Here is a 20,835-nt window from a genome sequence, read left to right as displayed (position 1 = left end):
TGCCGTCGCTCCTTCCTGCCCGTCGAGTGTGAGGTTGCTAGACCACATGACAGACCTGAAGCCCTTCTTCAAGAACGTTCAGTCGCACTACGACCTGTCCGACGACTTCTTCGCGCTCTTCCTCGACCCCACGTGGACGTACAGCTGTGCGTACTTCGAGCGCGAGGACATGACGCTCGAGGAGGCACAGCTCGCGAAGATCGATCTGGCCCTGGACAAGTTGGGCCTCGAGTCGGGCATGCGCCTGCTCGACGTCGGCTGCGGATGGGGAACCGCGATGATCCGCGCCCGCGAGCGGTTCGATGTGGACGTGGTCGGCCTGACGCTCAGCGAGCACCAGTTCGGACGCGTCCAGTCCCGTCTGGACGACCTCACGGGCGACCGCAAGGCCGAGGTACGCCTGCAGGGCTGGGAGGAGTTCGACGAGCCGGTCGATCGAATCGTCAGCATCGGCGCCTTCGAGCACTTCCGTCGCGCGCGCCACGTCCCGTTCTTCGAGAAGGCGCACTCGCTGCTCCCCTCCGACGGAGTCATGTTGCTGCACACCATCGTCGGCTACGGACTGGACGATCTGGAGGAGAAGGGTGTCGCCGTCGACAAGCGCGACGCCGTCTTCATGCGCTTCATCCTCCGGGAGATCTTCCCCGGCGGAGAGCTCGAGCGCCCCGAGACCATCCAGGAACGCGCCACGTCGGTCGGATTCTCGGTCGACCGGGTGCACTCGTTGCAGCAGCACTACGCCCGCACGCTGGAGATCTGGACGGAGAACCTCGAGGCCCGCAAGGACGAGGCCATCGCGATCGCCGGCGACGAGGTCTACGAGCGCTACATCAAGTACCTCGGCGGATGTGCGAAGCAGTTCCGCCGCGGAACCATCGACATCATGCAGTTCACGCTGTCCAAGTAGAACCAGGTCGTTTGGGACCATGTCGGCAGGGAAGCCGCCGGCATGGTCTCCCACGGCAGCTACACGTTCATCGGTAACGCGACCGGGTTGGTGAGCTACGGCGATATCACGCTGCTCACCGATCCGAACTTCCTGCACGCCGGCGAGCGTGCCTATCTCGGTCACGGTCTGTTCTCCACACGCCGTCTCGATCCGGCCGTCTCGATCGACGAGTTGCCACCGCTGTCCGCGATCGTGTTGTCGCACATGCACGGAGACCACTGGGACCGGCGCGCACAGAGCGGGCTCGACCGGTCGCTGCCGGTGTTCACCACGGGTCACGCTGCCTCGAAACTGACCCGTCGCGGCTTCGAGGCGGCGACCGGACTGTCGACGTGGGAATCACGACGCCTGCGAGTCGGAGAGCAGGTCGTGACGATCACGGCGATGCCCGGTCGGCACGGCCCCGTCTGGGCACAGCGTCTGCGGGTGCTTCCGCCGGTGATGGGCACCATGCTCGAGTTCGGGTCCGCGGACTCCGACACCGTCGACCTGCGCGTGTACGTCTCCGGCGACACCCTGATGGTCGACGAACTCCGGGAGATCCCCACGCGCTACCCGGACATCGACACCGGTGTCGTGCACCTCGGTGGCACCACTCTCCCGTTCGGGCAGAACCCGCGCTGGGGAGCGATGGTGACGATGGACGGCAGCCAGGGCACCGACGCCGTGGAACTCGTGGATCCGGCGCAGGTACTGCCCGTGCACTTCGACGACTACGGCGTCTTCGCGTCTCCCCTGTCCGACTTCTCCCGCGAGATGCGCGCGCGAGGTCTCGGTGATCGCATCACCTACGTCGGGCGCGGCGAGACGGTGCCGCTGAGACGGTGAGATCGGCGGGGTTTTCGCGCCGCCGGACGCGGGTAGGCCCCCTGCACGCGAGACCTGACGTCTCGGACCCGAGAGAAGGAGGCAGTCGTGCCCACGACGGACGACGACGGCAAGCCCATCGAGTCGGAACTGCCCTCCACCCTGCAGAAGTCGGACGGAAAGGCGCAGCGCACCTTCGCGAAGACACTCGACTCCGCGGAGGAGGAATACGACGACGAGCAGCGGGCGCACCGAGTCGCCTACTCCTCGCTGAAGCACAGCTACGAGAAGGTGGGCGACCACTGGGAGCCGAAGGACGAGAAAGGCCCCTCCGACGAGCGCGCCGAGAGCGGCGGCCCGAATCCGAAGGGCCGCAGCGCGGGCGGCGTCGACGCGAACGCGTCGAAGAAGCATCTCGAGGAGGTCGCTCGCGACCTCGACGTTCACGGTCGCTCGACGATGAACAAGGACGAGTTGGTCGACGCCATCGACAAGGAGAACAGGAAGCAGACCGCGAAGAAGCGGTGACAGGTCAGCGGAACGCCTGTTGTCCCGTCAGCGCCTTACCGATGGACAGCATGTGCATCTCGCTGGTCCCCTCGTACGTGAGCACGGACTCCAGGTTGTTGGCGTGCCGCAGAGGTGAGTACTCCAGAGTGATGCCGCTACCGCCCAGGATCGTGCGGCACTCGCGGGCGATGGCGATGGCCTCGCGGACGTTGTTGAGCTTGCCCAGACTCACCTGATCCGGCGTGATCTCACCGCGGTCCTTGATCCTGCCGAGGTGGACGGCGAGAAGGAACCCCTTGCCGAGCTCGAGTGTCATGTCGGCCAGCTTCTGTTGCGTCAGCTGGAAACTCGCGAGCGGCCGGTCGAACACCTCGCGAGAATTCGCGTACGCGATGGCGGTCTCGAGGCTGTCCCGCGCTGCGCCGAGAGCGCCGAACACGATGCCGAACCGCGCCTCGTTGAGGCAGGAGAGCGGAGCTCCGAGGCTGGTGGCACCGGGCAGCATCGCCGACGACGGGAGCCGGATGTCGTCGAAGACGAGTTCCGCTGTCACCGAGGCGCGCAGCGACAGCTTCTTACCGATGGCGTGCGCGGCGAATCCCGGTGTGTCCGTGGGCACGACGAACCCACGGAAGCCCTCGTCGGTCCGCGCCCACACCGTCGCCACGTCGGCCAGGGTGCCGTTGGTGATCCACATCTTGGAGCCGGAGAGGATCCAGTCGTCGCCGTCCCGTCGCGCACGGGTGCGCATCCCGGACGGGTTGGAACCGAAGTCGGCCTCGGTCAGTCCGAAACATCCGATGGCCTCCCCGGTGGCGAGACGCGGGAGCCATTCCTGCTTCTGCTCCTCCGACCCGTACCGGTGGATCGAGAACATGGACAGCGAGCCCTGCACGGAGACGAAACTCCGGAACCCGCTGTCGCCCGCCTCGAGTTCCATGCAGGCGAGGCCGTAGCTCACCGCGTTGGTCCCGGCGCAGCCGTACCCCTCGAGGTGCATGCCCATCAGACCCATGCCGCCGAACTCGCGGGCGAGCTCGCGCGGCAGCGTGCCGGCCTCGAACCAGTCCCCCACCTCGGGCTTGAGCCGCTTGTCCACGAATGCGCGGACCGTGGCCGCGATGTCACGCTCGTCCTCGTCGAGCAGGGAGTCGGCGGCGAAGAGATCGAGTGGTCCGACGGGTGCTGCGGTGGTACGCGGTGCGGTGGTCGTCATCCTGTCGAACCTACCCGGATTCGGGCCTGTACTCGATGAGTCTCGCGCTGTTTCCGACGACGATGACGGACGACGCGTTGTGCAGGATCGCCGCGAGTACCGGTGACAGCGCTCCGCCGGCACTGACGGCCAGTCCGATCGCGTTGACCGCGATCGACATGCCGTAGTTCTGGCGGATGACGGCCACCGAGCGCCGCCCCAGGGCGCGCACGTCGAGCAGTCGTGCCAGATCGTCCCCGGCGAGAGCCACGTCCGCGGTCTCCACCGCGACGTCGGTCCCGGCGGCGCCCATCGCGATGCCGATGTCCGCGGCCGCGAGCGCCGGCGCGTCGTTGGTGCCGTCGCCGACGACCGCGACGATGTGGCCCTCGGCCTGCAGGGCGCGGACGACGTCGAGCTTGTCCTCGGGCATGACCTCGGCGCGCCACTCGTCGATACCGAGCTCGGCCGCGACCGCGGCGGCCGTGGCCGGGTTGTCCCCGGTGAGCATCACGATGCGGTGCACACCGTCGGCCCGCAACGCGCGCAGTACCTCGGCGGCGTTGTGGCGGATCTCGTCGCGCAGACTGACCAGCCCGACCAGCACGCCGTCGACCGCGAGGAGCAGAGGCGTCTCGGCACGGTGCTGCAGACGGGACACCCAGTCGGACGCCTCCTCGGAGACCTCGACGTTCTCTCTGCGCAGCAGCGACGCACTGCCCAGCAGCAGCGTCCGCCCGTCCGAGACGGTCCGCATGCCCAACCCGACGAGCACCTCGCATTCCTCGTGCGGTGGAATCTCGATACGACGTTCCTCGGTACTGCGAATCACGGCTTCCGCCAGGGGATGCCGAGAGTGGATCTCGGAGCTGGCCGCGTAGGCGAGCACCTGCTCCGGCTCCCAGGCGTCGTGGAACGCGATCACGTTGGTCACCACCGGGCGCCCGACCGTCAGCGTTCCCGTCTTGTCGAAGACGACGGCATCGACGCGGCCCGCCTGCTCGAGGTGGGACCCGCCCTTGATGAGGATTCCGCGCCGGGCACCGTTGCCGATGGCGGCGCTGATGGCAGTGGGAGTGGACAGTCCGACCGCGCACGGGCACGCGACGAGCAGCATGGTCATGGCCCGGCGGACGTCACGGGTGACGAGCAGCGTGGCGGCCGAGAGCAGGAACGACGCGGGCACGAAGCGACGGGAGAAGTTGTCGCCCACCGTCTGGATGGGCGCACGATCCTCCTGCGCCTGTTCGACCCGGGCGATGATGCGGCCGATCGCCGTGTCGCGGCCCACGGCCGACGCGCGGACGACGACGCGGCCGCGCAACACGACGGATCCGGCCGACAGCCGGGTCCCCACGGTCACAGTGACCGGCAGCGTCTCGCCGGTGATGGCCGACTGGTCCACGACGGCGTCGCCCTCGATCACGGTGCCGTCCACCGGGACTCCGACGTGATCGTGCACCACGACCTCGTCGCCGACCTCGAGCGAGTCGATGTCCACGGACACCTCGGCACCGTCACCGGTCCGGATCCATGCGGTGTCGTGGGTGCCGCTGAGCAGATCCGAGATGGCGCGCCTGGTGCGGCGCAGCGTCAACTCCTGGAGGTACTCACCGATGTTCAGCAGCCACAGCACGGTGAGGGCGACGACGTTCTCCCGCAGGACGAGACTGGCGACGGTCGCGGCGGACACCAGAGCATCCGTTCCGGCGGCGCGGCCTCCCGTGAGGGACCGCACGGCACCCTTCAGGAAGGGATAGCCGGTGAAGACGGTGACCCCGGTGGCGACGAGCCGGCTGGTGGGTCCCAGAACGGGGGGTCGGCGCAGTGCGTACCGGCGCAGGCCGAGCAGGACGAGGGCCGCTCCGCCCACGGTCATGCGCAACAGTTCACCGGTGCCGACGTCTGCCGACCGCGGTGTGCGGACCGCGACCTGGCCCGGGGCCGGCGCGGTCGCTGCGGGCACCGACGTCAGCGCGGTCAGAACCGACGCGGAGTCGGTGCGAGAACGGGAGTACCAGACGACGACGGACGCCGTCCGAGGGAACGCGTGCACGGCCCGGACGCCGGGTACGGCGTCGAGAAAGTCCTCGACCGCGACCGCGCGGACATCACTGCCGGCGATCCAGTCGAGGCGGACGCGCATCCTGCCGGCACCGTCGGAGAGGACCTCGTGGGTGACGAACGACGTCTCGTCAGCGGTGACCGTGGACACCTCGTCGGCGAGCGCAGTGGTCATGTCGGCGATCAGTGGTCGTGGCCGTGACCGACGTCGGACGCCGCCGGGGGCCGCGCCTCCTCGCCCATGCGATCCTTCGCCTCGGCGACCACGTCGGACACCGCGAGACGTGCGGACTCGGCTCTGACCTCCGCCTTGCGCACTCCACGCAGGCTCACCTCGGTGACCCGCACGGCGGCCTCGCGCAGTGGCGCACGCTCGACGACCTTCTTCACGCCGTTGTAGGCCGCGACACCCACGACCCCGGTCACGACGGTGGACGCCGCTTTCGCGATGACTGGAAACACCATGCTGGGACTCCCTCTGCACCGCGCTGCGAGCAGACGCGGATCGGTGACGATGGATCGCCTGCGAGGACGACGTGGACAGAGCATAGCGTTACCGACAACCGTTGTCGGGTCAGCCGCGATCGTGACCGGTTTGCCCTCACTGTCGCGAACCCCTACTCTCTGGACGACAACGATTATCAGTATCGACAGAAGGCGAAGGAACACCACCGTGCTCGAGGTCGAGGACCTGACCGTCCGAGTCGGCGACACCACACTCGTGTCCGGAGTGTCCTTCGATGTCGTTGCGGGACACCGTGTCGCACTGGTCGGCGCGTCCGGCTCCGGGAAATCGGTGATCGCGTCCGCCGTCGTGGGGGTCACTCCTGCGGACCTGGTCGTCGGCGGCCACGTCCGCATCGGCGGGCACGACGTGGCGGGTACACCCGTGCCCCGGCGACCCCGTGACGCCCGGGCGGCGATGGTCTTCCAGGACTCGTCGGCCGCGCTCGCCCCCTTCCTCACCGTCGGACGGCAACTCGATCTGGCACTGCGGCATCGAGGCGAGGCGCCTCGTCGGCGCGCCGACCGGGACGAGCTGTTGCGGGGCATGGCCTTCACCGATCCCGAGCGCATCGCGGATGCGCGCCCCGCCCACCTGTCCGGCGGGCAGCGCCAACGTGTCTGCATCGCGATGGCCCTGGCGTCGAACGCCTCGGTGATCGTGGCGGACGAGCCCACCACTGCACTCGATGTGGTCAGTCAGCACACCGTGGTCACGACCCTGAGGACCGCGACCGGCGGCGATCGTGGGCCCGCTCTGCTGTTCATCACCCACGATCTCGCCGTTGCCGCCACACTCTGCGACAGCATCGTGGTCGCCCACCAGGGCGCGATCATCGAGACCGGTTCCGTCACGGACATTCTCGGAGCACCGCGGCACCCCGTCACGGCACAGCTCGTGTCACGCGCGCGATCCGTCGACGCGATGCTGCACTCCGACCCGGTCGCATCATGACCTCGTACTCCCCCGGCCTGCACGGACGCGCACTGACGCGCCGGTACGACGACGCCTCGCCCGCGGTCGACCAGGTCACCGTCTCCGTCGCTCCGTCCGAGCGAGTCGCGCTCGTCGGCGCCTCCGGATCGGGCAAGTCCACTCTGCTCCGGATGCTGTTGGCGGTGGAGGCACCCGACACCGGTGAGGTGACCCTCGACGGAGCCGTGATCCGCCCCGGTCCGGCCCGCTCGACCCGGTGGTTCCGCCGCGCGGTGCAGTACGTCCCACAGGATCCCGGCTCGTCGCTCGATCCGCGTCGCACGGTGCTCGACTCGGTGGCCGCACCGCTCCGCTGGCTGCGGTACGACGGCGACCACCGCGCTCGCGCCCTCGAGGCTCTGGACTCGGTGGAGGTGGCCGAGTCGATGTCCGACGCCCGCACCGGCGAGCTCTCGGGCGGCCAGAAGCAGCGGGTGGCCATCGCTCGCGCCCTCGCGTGCCGGCCCCGCTACCTCATTGCGGACGAACCCGTCAGTGGCCTCGACCTCCCGTTGCGCGATCTCGTTCTCGACGTTCTCGACACCGTGTGCACCCGCGACGGCACCGCGTCCCTGCTGGTGACACACGATCTCGCCGTCGCCGCCCGCACGAGTGACCGTCTGTTGGTCATGGCCGACGGCCGGATCGTCGAGAGTGGCTCCACCTCAGCCGTTCTCGGATCCCCGCGGCACACCCACACCCGCGCCCTGGTCGATGCGGTACCGCGTCTTCCCGTCGTCTCGCACCTGTAGTTCGCTACGTCCGGTCCGCCCACTCGAAAGAAATCCCATGATGCGGTCCCCCCGCCGAGTTCTGCCCCTCACCGCCGTCCTCACCGTGTCGGCGCTCGCGCTGTCCGGCTGTTTCGCGGCATCACCGTCCAGCGACGACGACGGCAGCGGCCGAGTGCGCGTGGCGATGCTGCAACCGCCGCGCTCCGGACTGACACCGCTGAGCGACGACGCGTTCAAGTTGTCCCGGTGGTCGACGGCCGAGACCCTCGTCGTGCTGGACGATCTCGGCGAGGCGCAGCCCGCACTCGCCACAGCGTGGACCCGAGTGGACGACACGACCTGGAGCATCGACCTGCGGCCGGACGTCCGGTTCCACGACGGCGCCCCGCTCGACGCCGCCGCGGTGGTCACCGCGCTCACCGCTGCCACCACCGCGTCGCCGAAGCCCCGCATTCTCGACGGTGTCGACATGACCGTCGAGGCCGACGGTGACGACGCCGTGACGGTGCGCACGGCGATCGTGGATCCACTGGTGCCGCAGCGACTGTCGAGTCCACAGCTGGCCATTCTCTCGCCGGACGCGTACGCGGGCGGGGGCCCCGTCGGACACGGCACCGGTGCGTTCGTGCTCACCGCGGTCGACGGCACGTCCACGGCGACGCTCGATCGCAACGACGACTACTGGGGTGGTCCGGCGAAGGCGTCGGGCATCGACGTGAGTTTCGTCCCCGACGGCACGGCGCGGGCCGCGGCGCTGCGGAACGGCACCGCCGACATCGTCGAGGCCGTGCCGGTGTCGCAGGCGGCGCTGGTCGATCCCGCACTCGTGCACGAGGTGCCCATGCCGCGCACCAACACTCTGTATCTGAACAACAGGACGGGCGCCTTCGCCGACCCGTCGATGCGCGCCGCGGCGCGGGAGGCCGTCGACGCCGACCGACTCGTCGACCAGGTCTACGAGGGCCGCGCCGACGTGGCCCGCGGACTGCTGGGACCCGCTCTGCCGTGGACGGCGGACCGGCCCGCACGCACCACCGCCCCGGCCGCCGATCCCGCGGGACGACGAATCACGCTGGGCACATTCACCGATCGCGCCGAACTCCCCGAGGTGGCGGTGCTGTTGCAGCAGGAGCTCGAAGCCCGCGGTTTCGTGGTGGAGCAGGTGGTCCGGGAGTACCAGTTCATCGAGGCCGATGCTCTCGCGGGCGCGTTCGACGCGTTCATACTCTCGCGTGCGACGGTGCTCGACTCGGGTGATCCGGTCGCGTACATGTACTCCGACTTCGCCTGTGCCGGATCCTTCACCATCGCGCAGTTCTGCGACCCCGCCGTCGACGCCGCGTTGACCACCGCCTCGGCGACCGAGCCGGGAGCAGCACGCCGCGCCGCCGTCCTCGAGGCGGAACGGCTGATCCTCGAGCGCGATGCGGTGGTGCCGATGCTGCACGAACGCGTCGTGCAGGGTGAGGCCGCGGCGGTGTCGGGCGCGGCGCGCGATCCGCGGGAACGGATGTTGGTCACCACCGACACCACGGTCGGATGACGTCCGGCCGCGTCCTCGTCTCCGCCTCTCGCCTGCTGTCCGTCGCGGGCGTGATCGTGGTCGTCGCACTGCTGCCGTGGCTCTCGGGCCGCGACCCGGCGCTGTCGATCCTGCGTGCGCGCTCCGCTGACCAGGAACCGACGCCCGCTGCACTCGCCGCGATCCGTGCCGATCTGGGACTCGATGCGGGTCCGATCACGATGCTGCTCCGGTGGTTCGGCGGAGTGCTGCGAGGCGATCTCGGCACGTCGTGGAACACCGGCAGGCCCGTCCTCCCCGGCGCCCTCGACGCGCTCGGCGTCTCCACGACCCTGATGGCCTTCGCCCTCGCGGTGGCCTGTGCGGTGGCGACGGTGATCGTGGCTCCGGCACTCCGCGCCGGGCTCCGGGGACGGCCGTCCCGCTCGTCGGGCATCGGTGCCTCGGTTCTCACCTCGGTGCCGGAGTTCCTGCTGGCCTCCGTCGCGGTGATCGTCGGCAGTGTGTGGCTGTCGCTCCCGTCCTACGGCTGGGCGGGTCCGACCTCGGCGATCCTCCCGGCCCTCGCACTCGGCCTCCCGGCCGGCGGTCTGCTGGGCCGTCTGCTCGCCGATGCGGTGTCGGTGTCGTTCACCGAGGCGTGGGTGACCACGTGGACGGTCGCCGACGTGGGACGCGGCACGCTCGCCCGCGCGGTGCTGCGCCGAGCGGCCTCGTCGCTCACGTCCCAGATCGCCCTCGTCATGGTGGGTCTCCTCGGCGGGGCCGTCGCGGTCGAACGCGTCTTCGCCATTCCCGGAATCGGCCGATCCATGCTGGGAAACGCTCAGTCGCAGGACCTTCCGGCCCTGCAGGCCGACATCCTGCTGCTCATGGCGGTGAGCATCCTCATCGGGGTCCTCGCGCAGGCGGGTCGCCGGGCACTGCTCGGCCGGTCGGTGCACGATCGCGCCGTCCCCGTGCCCACCGCACGGATCGCCGCGGGCCGGTTCGCGCTCGTCGTGCCCGTCGTCGCGGCGAGTGTGCTGGGCGCCATCGTGCTCGCCGGCCTGCCCCGCGACCCGTTCGCCACCACGCGAGGCAAGTTCCTCCCGCCCTCCGTCGCGCACCCTTTCGGTACCGACGCCTCGGGGCGCGACGTGCTGGCCCGCGTCGCCCACGGAGCGGCACACACCATGACGGTGTCCGCGACGGTCGCTCTAGGATGTGTGCTCGTGGGTCTGGTTCTCGGTTCGGCGGCACGGGTGTTCACCGGTCCGATCGAGGTGACCAACGCCGCCCCACCGATCATCGCCGGCGTGATCGTCGCCTCCGTCGCGGGCCCCGGCGCCGCGGCAGCGGCGATCGCCGTCCTGCTGGTCTCCTGGGCACCTCTCGCCGCGCACACCGCGGCGCTGTCGGCGGAGGTGTCGGCCAGGCCGTACGTCGCCGTACTGCCCACCCTCGGTGCGGGCCGCCTCCGCGTGCTGTTCGGATCGGTGCTGCCGGCGGTCGGCCCCGCCGTTCTCCGTCACGGAGTGCTACGGCTGCCGGGCATCGCCCTCGCGCTCGCGGCCCTGGGTTTCCTCGGGCTCGGACCGCAACCGCCGAGTCCTGACTGGGGCCTCGTACTCGCCGACGGAGTGGCGACGGTGGAGCGGGCGCCCTGGGTGGCACTCGCACCTCTGATCAGTCTCGTGCTGCTCGCGGTCACAGCGGTCTCCCTGGCGAGTGCCGTCCGATCCCGCCGTGGCCGCCGGTCCCCCGAGACCGGCGGTCCTGACCCGCAGGCCGACCGTCCCACCGCGCTCACCGCGTGCTGAGGACGTCCCGCCGCGGTCGGATGCTCCCCTGGCACGACCTCCGCGCGGCCACTCCCACGGTGAGACTGCTCGTGCTGACGCAGATGGCGTTCAACATCGGCTTCTTCATGGTGTTGCCGTACCTGTCCGTCCACCTGACGTCCGATCTCGGTCTCGGCGCCGCGGTGGTCGGTGTCGTGCTCGGAGTCCGCACCTTCTCGCAACAGGGCCTCTTCGTCATCGGCGGAACGATGGCCGACCGGCTCGGTGTCAAACCGGTGGTACTGACGGGCTGCGTCCTGCGCGTGCTCGGATTCGTGGGACTGGCGTCCGCGCAGAGCCTTCCGACCGTTCTCGCGGCCACGGCGCTCACCGGCGTGGCCGCGGCGCTGTTCTCGCCGGCGGTCGAGAGCGCGGTGGCGCTGGAGGCGGGCGAGGGTGAACGTGCAGGCGGCCAGTCACGCCTCGACGCGTTCGCGTTGTTCACCGTGTTCGGCCAGATCGGCGCGTTCACCGGCCCGCTGCTCGGCTCCGCGCTGCTCGCGGTGGACTTCCGACTCACCTGCCTCGTCGCTGCCGGGGTGTTCGTCGTCATCACGCTCGCGCACGTGGTGCTGCTGCCGGCGCGACGTTCCGAGTCGACCACGGCGTCCTGGCTCGACGACTGGCGAGAGATCGCCCGCAACCGTCTCTTCCTCGTCTTCGCCGCCGCGATGAGTGCGCAGCTCGTCGCGTACAACCAGCTCTACCTTCTGCTGCCGCTGCGAGTCGAGCAGGTGTGGGGATCGCAGGCCCCACTGGGATGGTTCTTCGCCGCGGCCTCGGCGCTCGTCGTCGTCGGGCAGATGGGCGTCACCCGAGTACTGCGTCGGTTCTCGCTGGTGCACGTGCTGCCACTGGGTTTCGCCGTCATGGCGATCGCGTTCGGCGCGGCGGCCGTGGCCGCCCTGCACGGCGCAGTGGGTGCGGCGGGGCTCGTGGGACCGGCCGCGTTCGTCCTGCTGCTGACAGCCGGTCAGATGATCGCCATGCCGTTCGCACGCGACCTGGTCCCCCGGATGGCGGGTGAGCACAGCACGGGCTCGTACTACGGCCTGCTGGCTTCTCTGGGCGGGATCGGTGTGCTGGTGGGATCGGTCGCGCTCGGCGCGATCATCGACGCGATGCCCGAATCGCCTGCAGGCCAGGCGGTTCCGTGGGCAGCCGCGGCGGTCCTGCCTCTCGCGGCGGCGGCCACGTTGCGCTCGGTGGCTCGCCGACTGGTGCCGGTGACGCCGTCGATCACGCCGCCAGAATCAGATCGCGGCCGGTCAGCACCTCCGTCTCGCGGGTGATGCGTGCCCACACGTCCTCGGTCACGTCGTCCATGATCGAGAACCGGTCCCACCACATCATCCGGGTGCGGTAGCGCTCGTCCGGGTACGCGGCGGGGGCGATGTCCTCGGCCACGCGGCCACCGCCGGACTCCCACCGTCGCAACACGTGATCCGCCGCCGTGGCCATGACGTAGCGGGCGCCGGTGAACACCATGGTGGGCAGCGCCGTGCGGGACAGCAGTGCCGAGAGGGCGCCGGGATGCTCGGCGTCCGCGGAGACGAACGCGGTCTTCATCTCCACCACACCGTCGGGAAGTCGACCGTGAATGAGCTCGGCGACGTCGGGTCGAGCGGCGTTGCCCTCCCATTCCACCAGGGCATGCGACTGGTCAGCGGTGAGGTACGGGCCCTGGCCGCGCACTCCCGCGACGACCTGCCCCGCACGGTCGACGGCCGCGTAGAACACGGCGGTGTCCGCGCCGTCGACGACGCGGTCGATGTCGAGCGCGACACCGACCCCGTGGCGCTCGTAGGACCGCGCGGCGCACTCGAGGTACTCGTCCCAGAGCCCCCGATCGGCGGCCGGCGAACTCATCACCAGAACGGTCCCACTATCACGGTCGGCAAGGCGTGTGCTCCCCTGCGTGATCAGGCGGGTGGGGGCGAGCAGAGTCGTCGACATCGGACACCTCTCGGACAGAGTTGTCGGATCGCCGTCCGGCGCCCCGACCAACAGACCACGGACTCGCCGGACGACGAATCCACACAGTTATTGTCCCGCTTCCCGCACGAAAAGTGGATTCCGCCCCGAAATAGGGGATGTGCAACGGAATTGCCCTTTTCAGGGCCCGAGAACGAACCGCAGGTCATTGACCCGTTACGACAACCTATATCCGAGTTACCCGTTCGTATTCCGGGTCGCTTTGGTGACTCTTCGTAGAAATGCACCGATGAAGCAGACTGAATTTCGTGAAAAACCACGAAGGTCGGGTCGGCGATTCGTGGCGAATTCGCGCCTCACGACGGCGACTCGGGCGCTCTCACAGGGATACACCGACACCTCGGAACGCCGTCAGCCCCGGACGACACCTCCGAGAGGGGTGGTCCGGGGCTGCTGGTGGAGACCCGGGAGTGGACCGCGGGAACGGTCGCTCGCCGCGCGCGCCTATCGGCGCGTGCGGCCGAACAATGGCCGTCGTCCGGTGGTCTCGCGACGCGAGGACGTGGCTGCGGCGAGGGAGTCCGCGAGCATGAGTTCGACGGTCTGTTCGGCATCGAGCTTGTTGTCACCGATGCCGCCGGTGGCTCCACGCTTGGCCCATCCCACGACATACGCCCCGGCCACCGGGTGGTCGTCGGAGTCCACGACGCGGCCGTCGACGTTGCGTACTGTTCCGCGATCCGTGTCGAAGGGAAGCCCGGGGAGGGCGGAGCCCCGGTACCCGGTCGCCTGCAGCACGAGCTCGGCCGGAAGGGTCTGCACTGCCTCGGACGCGAGCGAGGAATCACGGACCTCGAGCCCCCCGTCGCGCACCGCCACCGGTGCGCGGCCGAACGAGAAGACGATCCGCCGGGCGTCGTCGTCGACCTCGGCGCCGTCGACGAGCGGGACCGCCGCGAGTGGCGAGGCGGAGGCGGACAGGGGCAGAGCCGCCAGCACGGAGGAGAGATCGTCGTCGCCCGCGACCAGCACAGGCACCGACCTGCGATCGACGAGTGCCTGGCACTCGGAGCGGGTGAAGGCGGCGACCTCGGGACCACGTCGACCGAGCACGGTGACCTCCCGGACCACACTGTCCCGGAGGGCCGCGAGCGCATGGGCCGAGATCTCGGTGCCGACCAGGTCCTCGACGGGAGCTGTCAGAATTCGCGCCGCGTCCAGCGCCACGTTTCCGTTGCCGATCACGACGACTCGCGTCACGCCGCGCAGGTCCACGGCGTCGGCGGGGACGTCGGGGTGACCGGTGTACCAGCCCACGAGGGTGCGGGCACTCACGGGGACGACCTCGGACTCGAGGGGGAGCTGCCGGTCCTGATCGGCACCCACCGCGTAGACCACGGCGTCGAAGGTGCGTGAGAGTTCCTCCGCCGTGACGTCGACGCCCACCTCGACACCGAGGCGCATCGTCACTCGCGAGTGCACGAAGAGGGACCGGAAATGTTCACCGATACGTCGGGTGCTCGTGTGGTCGGGCGCCACACCGTATCTCGCGAGACCACCCGGGACGGGCAGCTTGTCGAAGAAGGTCACTTCGGCATCGGTCTGACGCAGGAGCGCGGTCGCCGTGTAGCAGGCGGCCGGTCCGGTGCCCACCACGGCGACCCGGCGCAGCGACACGGAGCCGATGTCTGCGGGCGGGAACGTCGGTGCGCCCCATGCGTGATCGACCGGCCGGTCGCGGTAGTAGTCGGCGTTCAGGTCCGCGTAGATCGCCTGGGCGGGCGACAGCCGCGACACCCGCGTGATCGCATCCACCGGGCAGGCGTCCGCGCAGGCGCCGCAGTCGATGCAGGACCGCGGGTCGATGTACAACAGGTCGGTCTTACCGAAGTCCGGCTCGTCCGGCGTGGGATGGATGCAGTTGACGGGACACACCGACAGACACGATGCGTCGTTGCAACAGTTCTGGGTGATCGCGAAGGCCATGGGAGCCTCAGACCATGTGGATGGTGCGGTAGACGGCCGCTGCGGGCTTGGTCAGCAGGCCGCAATCGCTGAGGAACGCCATCAGGTGCTGGCTGCTCGTGCGCATCATGACGTGGTGGTGTGTGTTGTTCTTCGCCTCGCGCACGGCGCGGTCCCGGTCGAGGCCGGCCGCGGCGTAGACGTCCTTGTTCACCATGTTGGACACGATGACGCGCGCCGCGATCGCGATGAGCAGAGCGGCGGACTTCCGACGGCCGACGGAGATGCCCTCCATGTGCTCGCGCATCTGCTGACGCGCGAAGGTCATGTGTCGCGACTCCTCCACCACGTGGATCTTGCTCGTCGTACGCACGAGGGGCAGCACGTTCTCGCCGCGCATCCAGTCGCGCTGCATCACGTCGAGAACCTCCTCGGCCACGAGGATGCCGCCGTACGCGGCCTCGGACACGGCGAGGGTCTTGAAGCCACGACCGAGTTCGACGCTCAGCCGGCGCGGGACGTACGCCTTGATGCCCATGGTGCGGCACGCCTTGGCGAACATCAGGGAGTGGCGGCACTCGTCGGCGATCTCGGTGAGCGCGAACTGGAAGTCCGAGGACGACGAGTCGCCGCAGTACTGATCACGCAGCACCATCTGCTGCAGGATCATCTCGAACCAGATGCCGGTGCTCATGATGGAACAGACCTCGTGGCGAGTGAGGGTGACGCGCTGTTCGGGCGTCATCTCCTTCCACAGATCGGTGCCGTAGAGGGTGCTCCACTCGGGATTGAGACCGAACTGCTCGGGGTCGAGGGGAGCCTCCCAGTCGACCTCCTGCATGGGGTCGTACGAGAGCGCTGCGACGGAATCGAGCAGCCGAGCAGACACGTCCTCTTCGTCCGAGACGGTGAGTTCCGGTTCGAGTGTGCTGGTCATGGCGTCGTCCTTCCGTGGGCGGGTACATCTCCGTGACTAACTGTGACAGAGGTTATCAGGTACTCGCCGTCACGGGAAGATGTCGCGGGGTCGGACGGTGCCGAGGCGTCAGGAGATCTGCGGCATCTCCAGCTCCGTGTGCGCCACTGCGCGCGCCGTGTCGGGGTCCGTTCCGAGCATGACCAACAGACGCTCGGCTGCGTCGTCGATCCGGCGGTCGTCCACGGAGTCCGGGTCCTCGAGCCACCGGTGCACCAGAGCGAACAGCACACCCGCGGTCATCGCCGTCGCGAGAGACAGGTCCTCGATCTCGAGACGCCCGGCATCCACGGCCGCCGCGAGATCCCGCCGGGCCCGCGGCCCGAGACCACCGGGCGCGTCGAGCAGTGCGAATCCCGACCGGTCGACGATCTCGGCGGCCTGACGATGCGAGACGGCGGCGCGGCCGGTTCGCCTGACCGCGTCGCAGAAGATCTGCACCGGATCGTCCGACCGGGGCGAGACTCCGTCGAGCGTGTCCCCCATCTGCTCGAGGACCTGCGCCACGGCGGCGGCGAAGAGGGCGGGCTTGTCCTCGAAGTGGTTGTAGAAACTCCCGAACCCGACGTCGGCGGCGGCCGTGATGTCGGCGATGCTCGCCGTGGAGGAGCGCCCGTCGGCGATCATCGCGCGTGCGGCGTCCACGAGAGCCTGGCGCGTGCGCGCCTTCCGTCGCTCGAGCCTGTTCCCGGCAGTCTGCATCCGGAAAGTCTAGGTCGGCGGATGCTCGATCGTCGGCGCGGCGACTTCGGTGCGGTGCGTCACGACGTCACCGCGACACGGGAGCGGACCAGATCCCCACGATCGCGTCGACGATATCGATGCCGCACGCGGTCCAGTACGCCGTCGGATCGGCGCCCGACGCGGCCAACTCGGCCTCTCGTTCGGCCATCACGTGCGTCAGCAGAATGCGCGCCATGGCCCCTCTGGCCGAGCGGACGTCGGTGGGCATCGGGGGTAGACACGAGGTGATCCCGGCGACCGTCCCCTGCAGCGTCGCGGAGGACAGAGCCTCGTCCACGAGGATCGGTCGCAACACCGGATCCGTCATCACCTGGGAGGCGAACCTCGCGTACCAGGTGGGGGCGCCGAGCTCGGCGAAGTACCGGGTCGACGGCAGGACCAGCGCGGACACCCATGCTCGCAGGTCGGCGTCCTCTCCGATCGTTGCGACGTGGCCGGCCCGGACACGTTCGACGCCCCCCGTCCGGCGCACGACGATCGCGCGGACGAGGTCCTCCTTGCTGCCGAAGTGGTAGCCGACCACGGCGCTGTTGCTCTGCCCTGCTGCGTCGCCGACCTGACGGTTCGACACCGACACCACACCGTTCTCCGCGTACAACCGCTCGGCGGCGCCCAGGATCGCCTCGCGCGTCGCCTCGGAGCGCGCGGACGGGGCTCGCGTGGAACGAGCCCCCGCCGACCGGTACTCGGTCATTCCACCGTCTCGGTCGCGCGGTCGGTGACAGACCCCCCGACGATCTCCGACGCCTCACCCTCGCCGTCCTGGTGACGCGGAAGGAAGGAGGCGAGTACGACCGAGAGGATCGCCGCGCCGGCGGCGACGGCCATGGTGACCCGGAAGGCGGCCTCGGACGGCACCGCGGTGGATCCGAACGACACGGTCATCGACGCGAGGATGACGCCCGCGACCGCGCTGGCGAACGACGTTCCGAGAGAACGCATCAGCGTGTTGAAGCTGTTTGCCGCCGCCGTCTCGGACGCCGGGACCGCCGACATGATCAGCGCCGGCATCGCTCCGTAGGCCAGTCCGATGCCCGCCCCGATGACGAGCGAGACCACGACCAACTGCCACACCGCACCCATCATCACGATGCCCATCAGGTAGCCGACGGCGACCGTCGCCGCGCCGGCCATGAGTGTGATCTTGGGTCCGCGCGTGGTGGTGATCCGGGAGGACAGCGGCGCGACGGCCATCATGATCAGGCCGGACGGTGCCATCACCAGACCCGCGACGAGAATCGACCGTCCGAGGCCGACACCGGTCTCGGCGGGCAGCTGAAGGATCTGCGGCAGAACGAGACTGAGCGCGAACATCGCGAAGCCCAGCATGATCGACGCGGCGTTGGTGAACAGCACCTGCCGCCGCAGCGAGACCCGCAGGTCCACCAGCGGCTGGGGAGTGCGCAGTTCCCACACGACCCACGCCGCGAACGCGAGGACCGACACCAGCAGCAGGCCGAGTATCGACACGCTGCTCCACCCCCAGTCGGAGCCCTTCGAGACGCCGAGCAACAGGGTCACCAGGGCAACCGACAGGGCGACCGCTCCGCCGATGTCGAACGTGCCGCCCGTGCGGACAGTCGACTCGGGAACGACGACGACCACGGCGACCGCCACCAGTGCGCCGAGCGCAGCCGCGGTCCAGAACAGGAAGTGCCAGTCCGCGTACTCGGCGATGATCGCCGCGGCCGGAAGACCCAGGGCGCCCCCGACTCCGAGCGAGGCACTCATCAGAGCGATCGAGCCGGGAAGCTTGTGCCGAGGCAGCACGTCCCGCATCACGCTGATACCGAGGGGAATCACACCGGCGGCGAGACCCTGCAGAGCCCGACCCACGACGAGGGGCACGAGGCTGTTCGCGAGGGCACCGACCACCGATCCGGCGACGAGCAGAGCGAGGCTGACCAGCAGCATCCGCCGCTTGCCCACCATGTCGCCGAGGCGGCCGGTCACGGGAACGGCGACGGCACCCGCCAACAGGGTGGCCGTGATGGCCCACGCGGTGTTCGCGGCCGACGCGTTCACCAGGCCGGGGAGTTGGGGAACCAGCGGGATGATCAGCGTCTGCATCAAGGCGACCGTGATGCCCGCGAAGGCCAGAACCGCGACGATGCGACCGGTTCCGGCCTCGTCCGTCTCGGCCGGGGCAGCGATGGGTGAGGACATGAAAGGCATCTCTTCTCAGCTAGTGTGAAACAGCTGTTTTAAACTAGGCACCGATCGTTACCTACGTCAACGTTCTCAGCGGCTCCTGTGGCCCGCATCACCACGTCACCGGACGAATCGGTCGAGGAAGGAACTGCCGAACACGCGGTGTGGGTCCAGTCTGTCGACGGTGCCGACGACGGAGTCCCAGTCCCGCTCGCCCGAGTACCCGTCGCGGAACGAGTCGGGGATGGCGGCCGTGAGCGCCTGCACGTCTCGGTAGGGGCGGTCCTCGTCGAACGCCCACCCCTTGGACCACTCCGGCCGGAACACCGCATCGGCACCGTCGAAACGTTCTCGCATCCACTGCTCCATCTCGCGATAGAACGCGAACATCCCGGGCGTTCCCGGGACGCCCAGCACGTTGAGCCACACCGCCGTGTCCCACTCGGGACGATCGGGCACCGGACGCATGGCCGAGATCGTCGGCGGGCCGGCCGAGTCGACGAGGACGTCCGAGCCCTGGTCGAGACCACAGCACCGGATCTCCACAGGGCCGTTGATCGGGAACTGCCCCAGGGACGCGTAGTGCTCGGTGCGCTCTCGAAACCAGCGGGTGAAGTCGTGCAGGACCGCAGCCACGTTCGCGCGAGCCGTGATCACCGCACCGCCGCCCTCCGTCAGTAGCAGAGTGCTCGGACGGATGTAGAACTGCGTGTTCTTCGGCGCTCCCCAGATGTCCGACGACCCCGTGGCCGCGAGCCCCGCCACCGTCGTCGCGAGGAACACCTGACCCAACGCGGGCGTCAGTTCCGTCCGCCCGGACACGACAGCACCGTTCGCGTCGGACACCGCTTCCGGGAGGGTGTCGGAGAACGTGTAGTTGTACGGTCCGTCGACCTCCCGGGAGGACGGCGGTCGCACGGGAGTCGGCGTCCACACCTTGAGCCACGGAGTGTCGGTGAACGGGTACCAGATCGCCTCCGCGCGGCCGGACCGGTCCAGGAAATCGACGTACGTACGCCCCGGTGCCCCCGGCGCTCCGAACAACTCCGCCCAACCGATGTCGGTGATGCTCTCGCATCGCAGAGGAATCGCCGGGTGCGCCTGCAACGTCACCTCGGTGACGAACGCTCGGCCGAGATGGACCGCGAGATCCGGCGCGTCGGCCTCCGACCGGGCGACGGTCCGCAGTGCGTACCCGGTCCCGTTCCACGCGACCACCGTCATCGAGGTCACCAGATTGCTCAACGATCCCGACGACGAACCGATCGGAACCTGTTCTCCCACTGCGGGTACCACGGCGCCATGCGCCCCGACAGCCAGCGCGCCCGCGATGGACAGAACCCCCGGCGCGGGCACACTCGACCATCCGAGACCGTGGTCCTCCAGCGCCTGGAGGACGTCGGACAGGGTCGCGCCGGCACCGGCGGTGACGGTGGACGACGCGGTGTCCACGGTGACACCGGTCAGCCCGGTCATGGTGTCCACGAGCACGACCCGGTCCAGGTTCTCGCCGTTCTCGATGGTGAACGGGGTCCACCCGTGCATCGCGCCGCGCGGCCGCAGCCGGTGACCGGAGGCGTGAGCCCAGTTCGCGAGCGTCACCACGTCGTCGGCGGATCGCGGCGAACACGTCCACACCGCGTCGACCACGATCTCCTTCGACCAGTTCTGGTATCGCTGCCGGAACAGCGGGATTTCCGGCGGGAAGTCGGGTGGCGCGGCGACGCCTTCCCCGACACCCGCCGGAACGGCTCCCGCCGGCACGGGCCTGCACACCCCCGCGAGTGTGGCGGCCACGGCCGAGGCGGCGGATGCGGACAGGAAGGATCGACGGTCGAGCGATGGCATGAGTCCCCGATGCGCGAGATGCGGATGATGTGAGCCCCACGCCTCGTGAGCGCACTGCTGGGCAGTCCGGATCTACTTGTCCCCCCGGAGGGTTTACACCTTTGACATACCCGTAAAGATTGTCAAGTCCGG

18 protein-coding genes are annotated in these 20,835 nt (G+C 69.3%); 8 read left to right on the top strand and 10 right to left on the bottom strand.

The annotated features are described in order from the left end of the window. The first annotated feature begins 46 nt into the window (after positions 1-46). The 3 genes from HQ325_RS07510 (at position 47) to HQ325_RS07500 (ending at position 2,284) form a co-directional block, all read left to right on the top strand. Complete coding sequence (locus HQ325_RS07510; protein ID WP_222627755.1) at positions 47-907, top strand: cyclopropane mycolic acid synthase family methyltransferase; 861 nt, start codon at positions 47-49, stop codon at positions 905-907. A 42-nt stretch (positions 908-949) separates the two neighbouring features. After that, positions 950-1,777: an MBL fold metallo-hydrolase gene (locus tag HQ325_RS07505; protein ID WP_222627753.1), complete on the top strand. Its 828-nt coding sequence runs from the start codon at positions 950-952 to the stop codon at positions 1,775-1,777. An 87-nt stretch (positions 1,778-1,864) separates the two neighbouring features. Beyond that, entirely contained in the window at positions 1,865-2,284 is a 420-nt protein-coding gene (locus HQ325_RS07500; protein WP_222627751.1) for a ChaB family protein, read from the top strand. A gap of 4 nt (positions 2,285-2,288) precedes the next feature. Here HQ325_RS07500 and HQ325_RS07495 read toward each other — a convergent pair whose 3' ends face one another. Genes HQ325_RS07495 through HQ325_RS07485 form a run of 3 tightly spaced genes read right to left on the bottom strand, consistent with a single transcriptional unit; the run spans position 2,289 to position 5,990 of the window. Further along, positions 2,289-3,482 (bottom strand): acyl-CoA dehydrogenase family protein, encoded by a 1,194-nt coding sequence (locus tag HQ325_RS07495; RefSeq protein ID WP_222627749.1) that lies wholly within the window; start codon positions 3,480-3,482, stop codon positions 2,289-2,291. Positions 3,483-3,492: 10 nt separating this feature from the next. Next, on the bottom strand, positions 3,493-5,700 hold the full coding sequence (locus tag HQ325_RS07490) for a cation-translocating P-type ATPase (protein WP_222627747.1): 2,208 nt from the start codon (positions 5,698-5,700) through the stop codon (positions 3,493-3,495). Between the two features lie 8 nt (positions 5,701-5,708). Beyond that, positions 5,709-5,990: a DUF1490 family protein gene (locus HQ325_RS07485; protein ID WP_222627745.1), complete on the bottom strand. Its 282-nt coding sequence runs from the start codon at positions 5,988-5,990 to the stop codon at positions 5,709-5,711. Positions 5,991-6,198: 208 nt separating this feature from the next. Here HQ325_RS07485 and HQ325_RS07480 point away from each other — a divergent pair, with 208 nt between their 5' ends. The 5 genes from HQ325_RS07480 to HQ325_RS07460 are packed head-to-tail and all read left to right on the top strand — an operon-like array spanning position 6,199 to position 12,376. Further along, positions 6,199-6,984 carry an ABC transporter ATP-binding protein gene (locus tag HQ325_RS07480; RefSeq protein WP_222627743.1) on the top strand — a complete coding sequence of 262 codons (786 nt, stop codon included), beginning with the start codon at positions 6,199-6,201 and terminating at the stop codon, positions 6,982-6,984. Beyond that, positions 6,981-7,757: an ABC transporter ATP-binding protein gene (locus HQ325_RS07475; RefSeq protein WP_222627740.1), complete on the top strand. Its 777-nt coding sequence runs from the start codon at positions 6,981-6,983 to the stop codon at positions 7,755-7,757. The genes HQ325_RS07480 and HQ325_RS07475 overlap by 4 nt, the downstream gene beginning before the upstream one ends. A gap of 37 nt (positions 7,758-7,794) precedes the next feature. Continuing rightward, entirely contained in the window at positions 7,795-9,282 is a 1,488-nt protein-coding gene (locus HQ325_RS07470) for an ABC transporter substrate-binding protein (protein ID WP_261777740.1), read from the top strand. Then, a complete protein-coding gene (locus HQ325_RS07465; RefSeq protein WP_222627738.1) occupies positions 9,279-11,063 on the top strand; it encodes an ABC transporter permease subunit in 1,785 nt (594 codons plus the stop codon). Before HQ325_RS07470 ends, HQ325_RS07465 begins: the two co-directional genes overlap by 4 nt. After that, positions 11,057-12,376 (top strand): MFS transporter, encoded by a 1,320-nt coding sequence (locus HQ325_RS07460; protein ID WP_308014294.1) that lies wholly within the window; start codon positions 11,057-11,059, stop codon positions 12,374-12,376. Before HQ325_RS07465 ends, HQ325_RS07460 begins: the two co-directional genes overlap by 7 nt. Here the strand turns inward: HQ325_RS07460 and HQ325_RS07455 are convergent. From HQ325_RS07455 to HQ325_RS07425, 7 genes are all read right to left on the bottom strand, one after another. Next, the gene (locus HQ325_RS07455) at positions 12,324-13,040 is read right to left on the bottom strand and encodes a hypothetical protein (RefSeq protein ID WP_222627736.1); all 717 of its coding nucleotides are present in this window, start codon (positions 13,038-13,040) and stop codon (positions 12,324-12,326) included. The genes HQ325_RS07460 and HQ325_RS07455 overlap by 53 nt on opposite strands. 483 nt (positions 13,041-13,523) lie before the next feature. Beyond that, positions 13,524-15,005 carry a 4Fe-4S binding protein gene (locus HQ325_RS07450; RefSeq protein WP_222627734.1) on the bottom strand — a complete coding sequence of 494 codons (1,482 nt, stop codon included), beginning with the start codon at positions 15,003-15,005 and terminating at the stop codon, positions 13,524-13,526. 7 nt (positions 15,006-15,012) lie between these two features. Further along, positions 15,013-15,921, bottom strand: a complete 909-nt coding sequence (locus HQ325_RS07445; protein ID WP_222627732.1) for a diiron oxygenase — start codon at positions 15,919-15,921, stop codon at positions 15,013-15,015. Positions 15,922-16,029: 108 nt separating this feature from the next. Beyond that, positions 16,030-16,662, bottom strand: a complete 633-nt coding sequence (locus HQ325_RS07440; protein ID WP_222627730.1) for a TetR/AcrR family transcriptional regulator — start codon at positions 16,660-16,662, stop codon at positions 16,030-16,032. Positions 16,663-16,729: 67 nt separating this feature from the next. After that, positions 16,730-17,398: a TetR/AcrR family transcriptional regulator gene (locus HQ325_RS07435; protein ID WP_222627728.1), complete on the bottom strand. Its 669-nt coding sequence runs from the start codon at positions 17,396-17,398 to the stop codon at positions 16,730-16,732. Beyond that, positions 17,395-18,870 (bottom strand): MFS transporter, encoded by a 1,476-nt coding sequence (locus HQ325_RS07430; protein ID WP_222627726.1) that lies wholly within the window; start codon positions 18,868-18,870, stop codon positions 17,395-17,397. Before HQ325_RS07430 ends, HQ325_RS07435 begins: the two co-directional genes overlap by 4 nt. A gap of 105 nt (positions 18,871-18,975) precedes the next feature. Beyond that, on the bottom strand, positions 18,976-20,703 hold the full coding sequence (locus HQ325_RS07425; RefSeq protein ID WP_222627724.1) for a cholesterol oxidase substrate-binding domain-containing protein: 1,728 nt from the start codon (positions 20,701-20,703) through the stop codon (positions 18,976-18,978). Between the last annotated feature and the right edge of the window lie 132 nt (positions 20,704-20,835).

Origin of the sequence: Rhodococcus sp. BP-349 (assembly GCF_019835845.1) — a bacterium.
Classification (GTDB): Bacteria; Actinomycetota; Actinomycetes; order Mycobacteriales; family Mycobacteriaceae; genus Rhodococcoides.
This window is presented reverse-complemented; position numbering and strand designations above follow the sequence as displayed.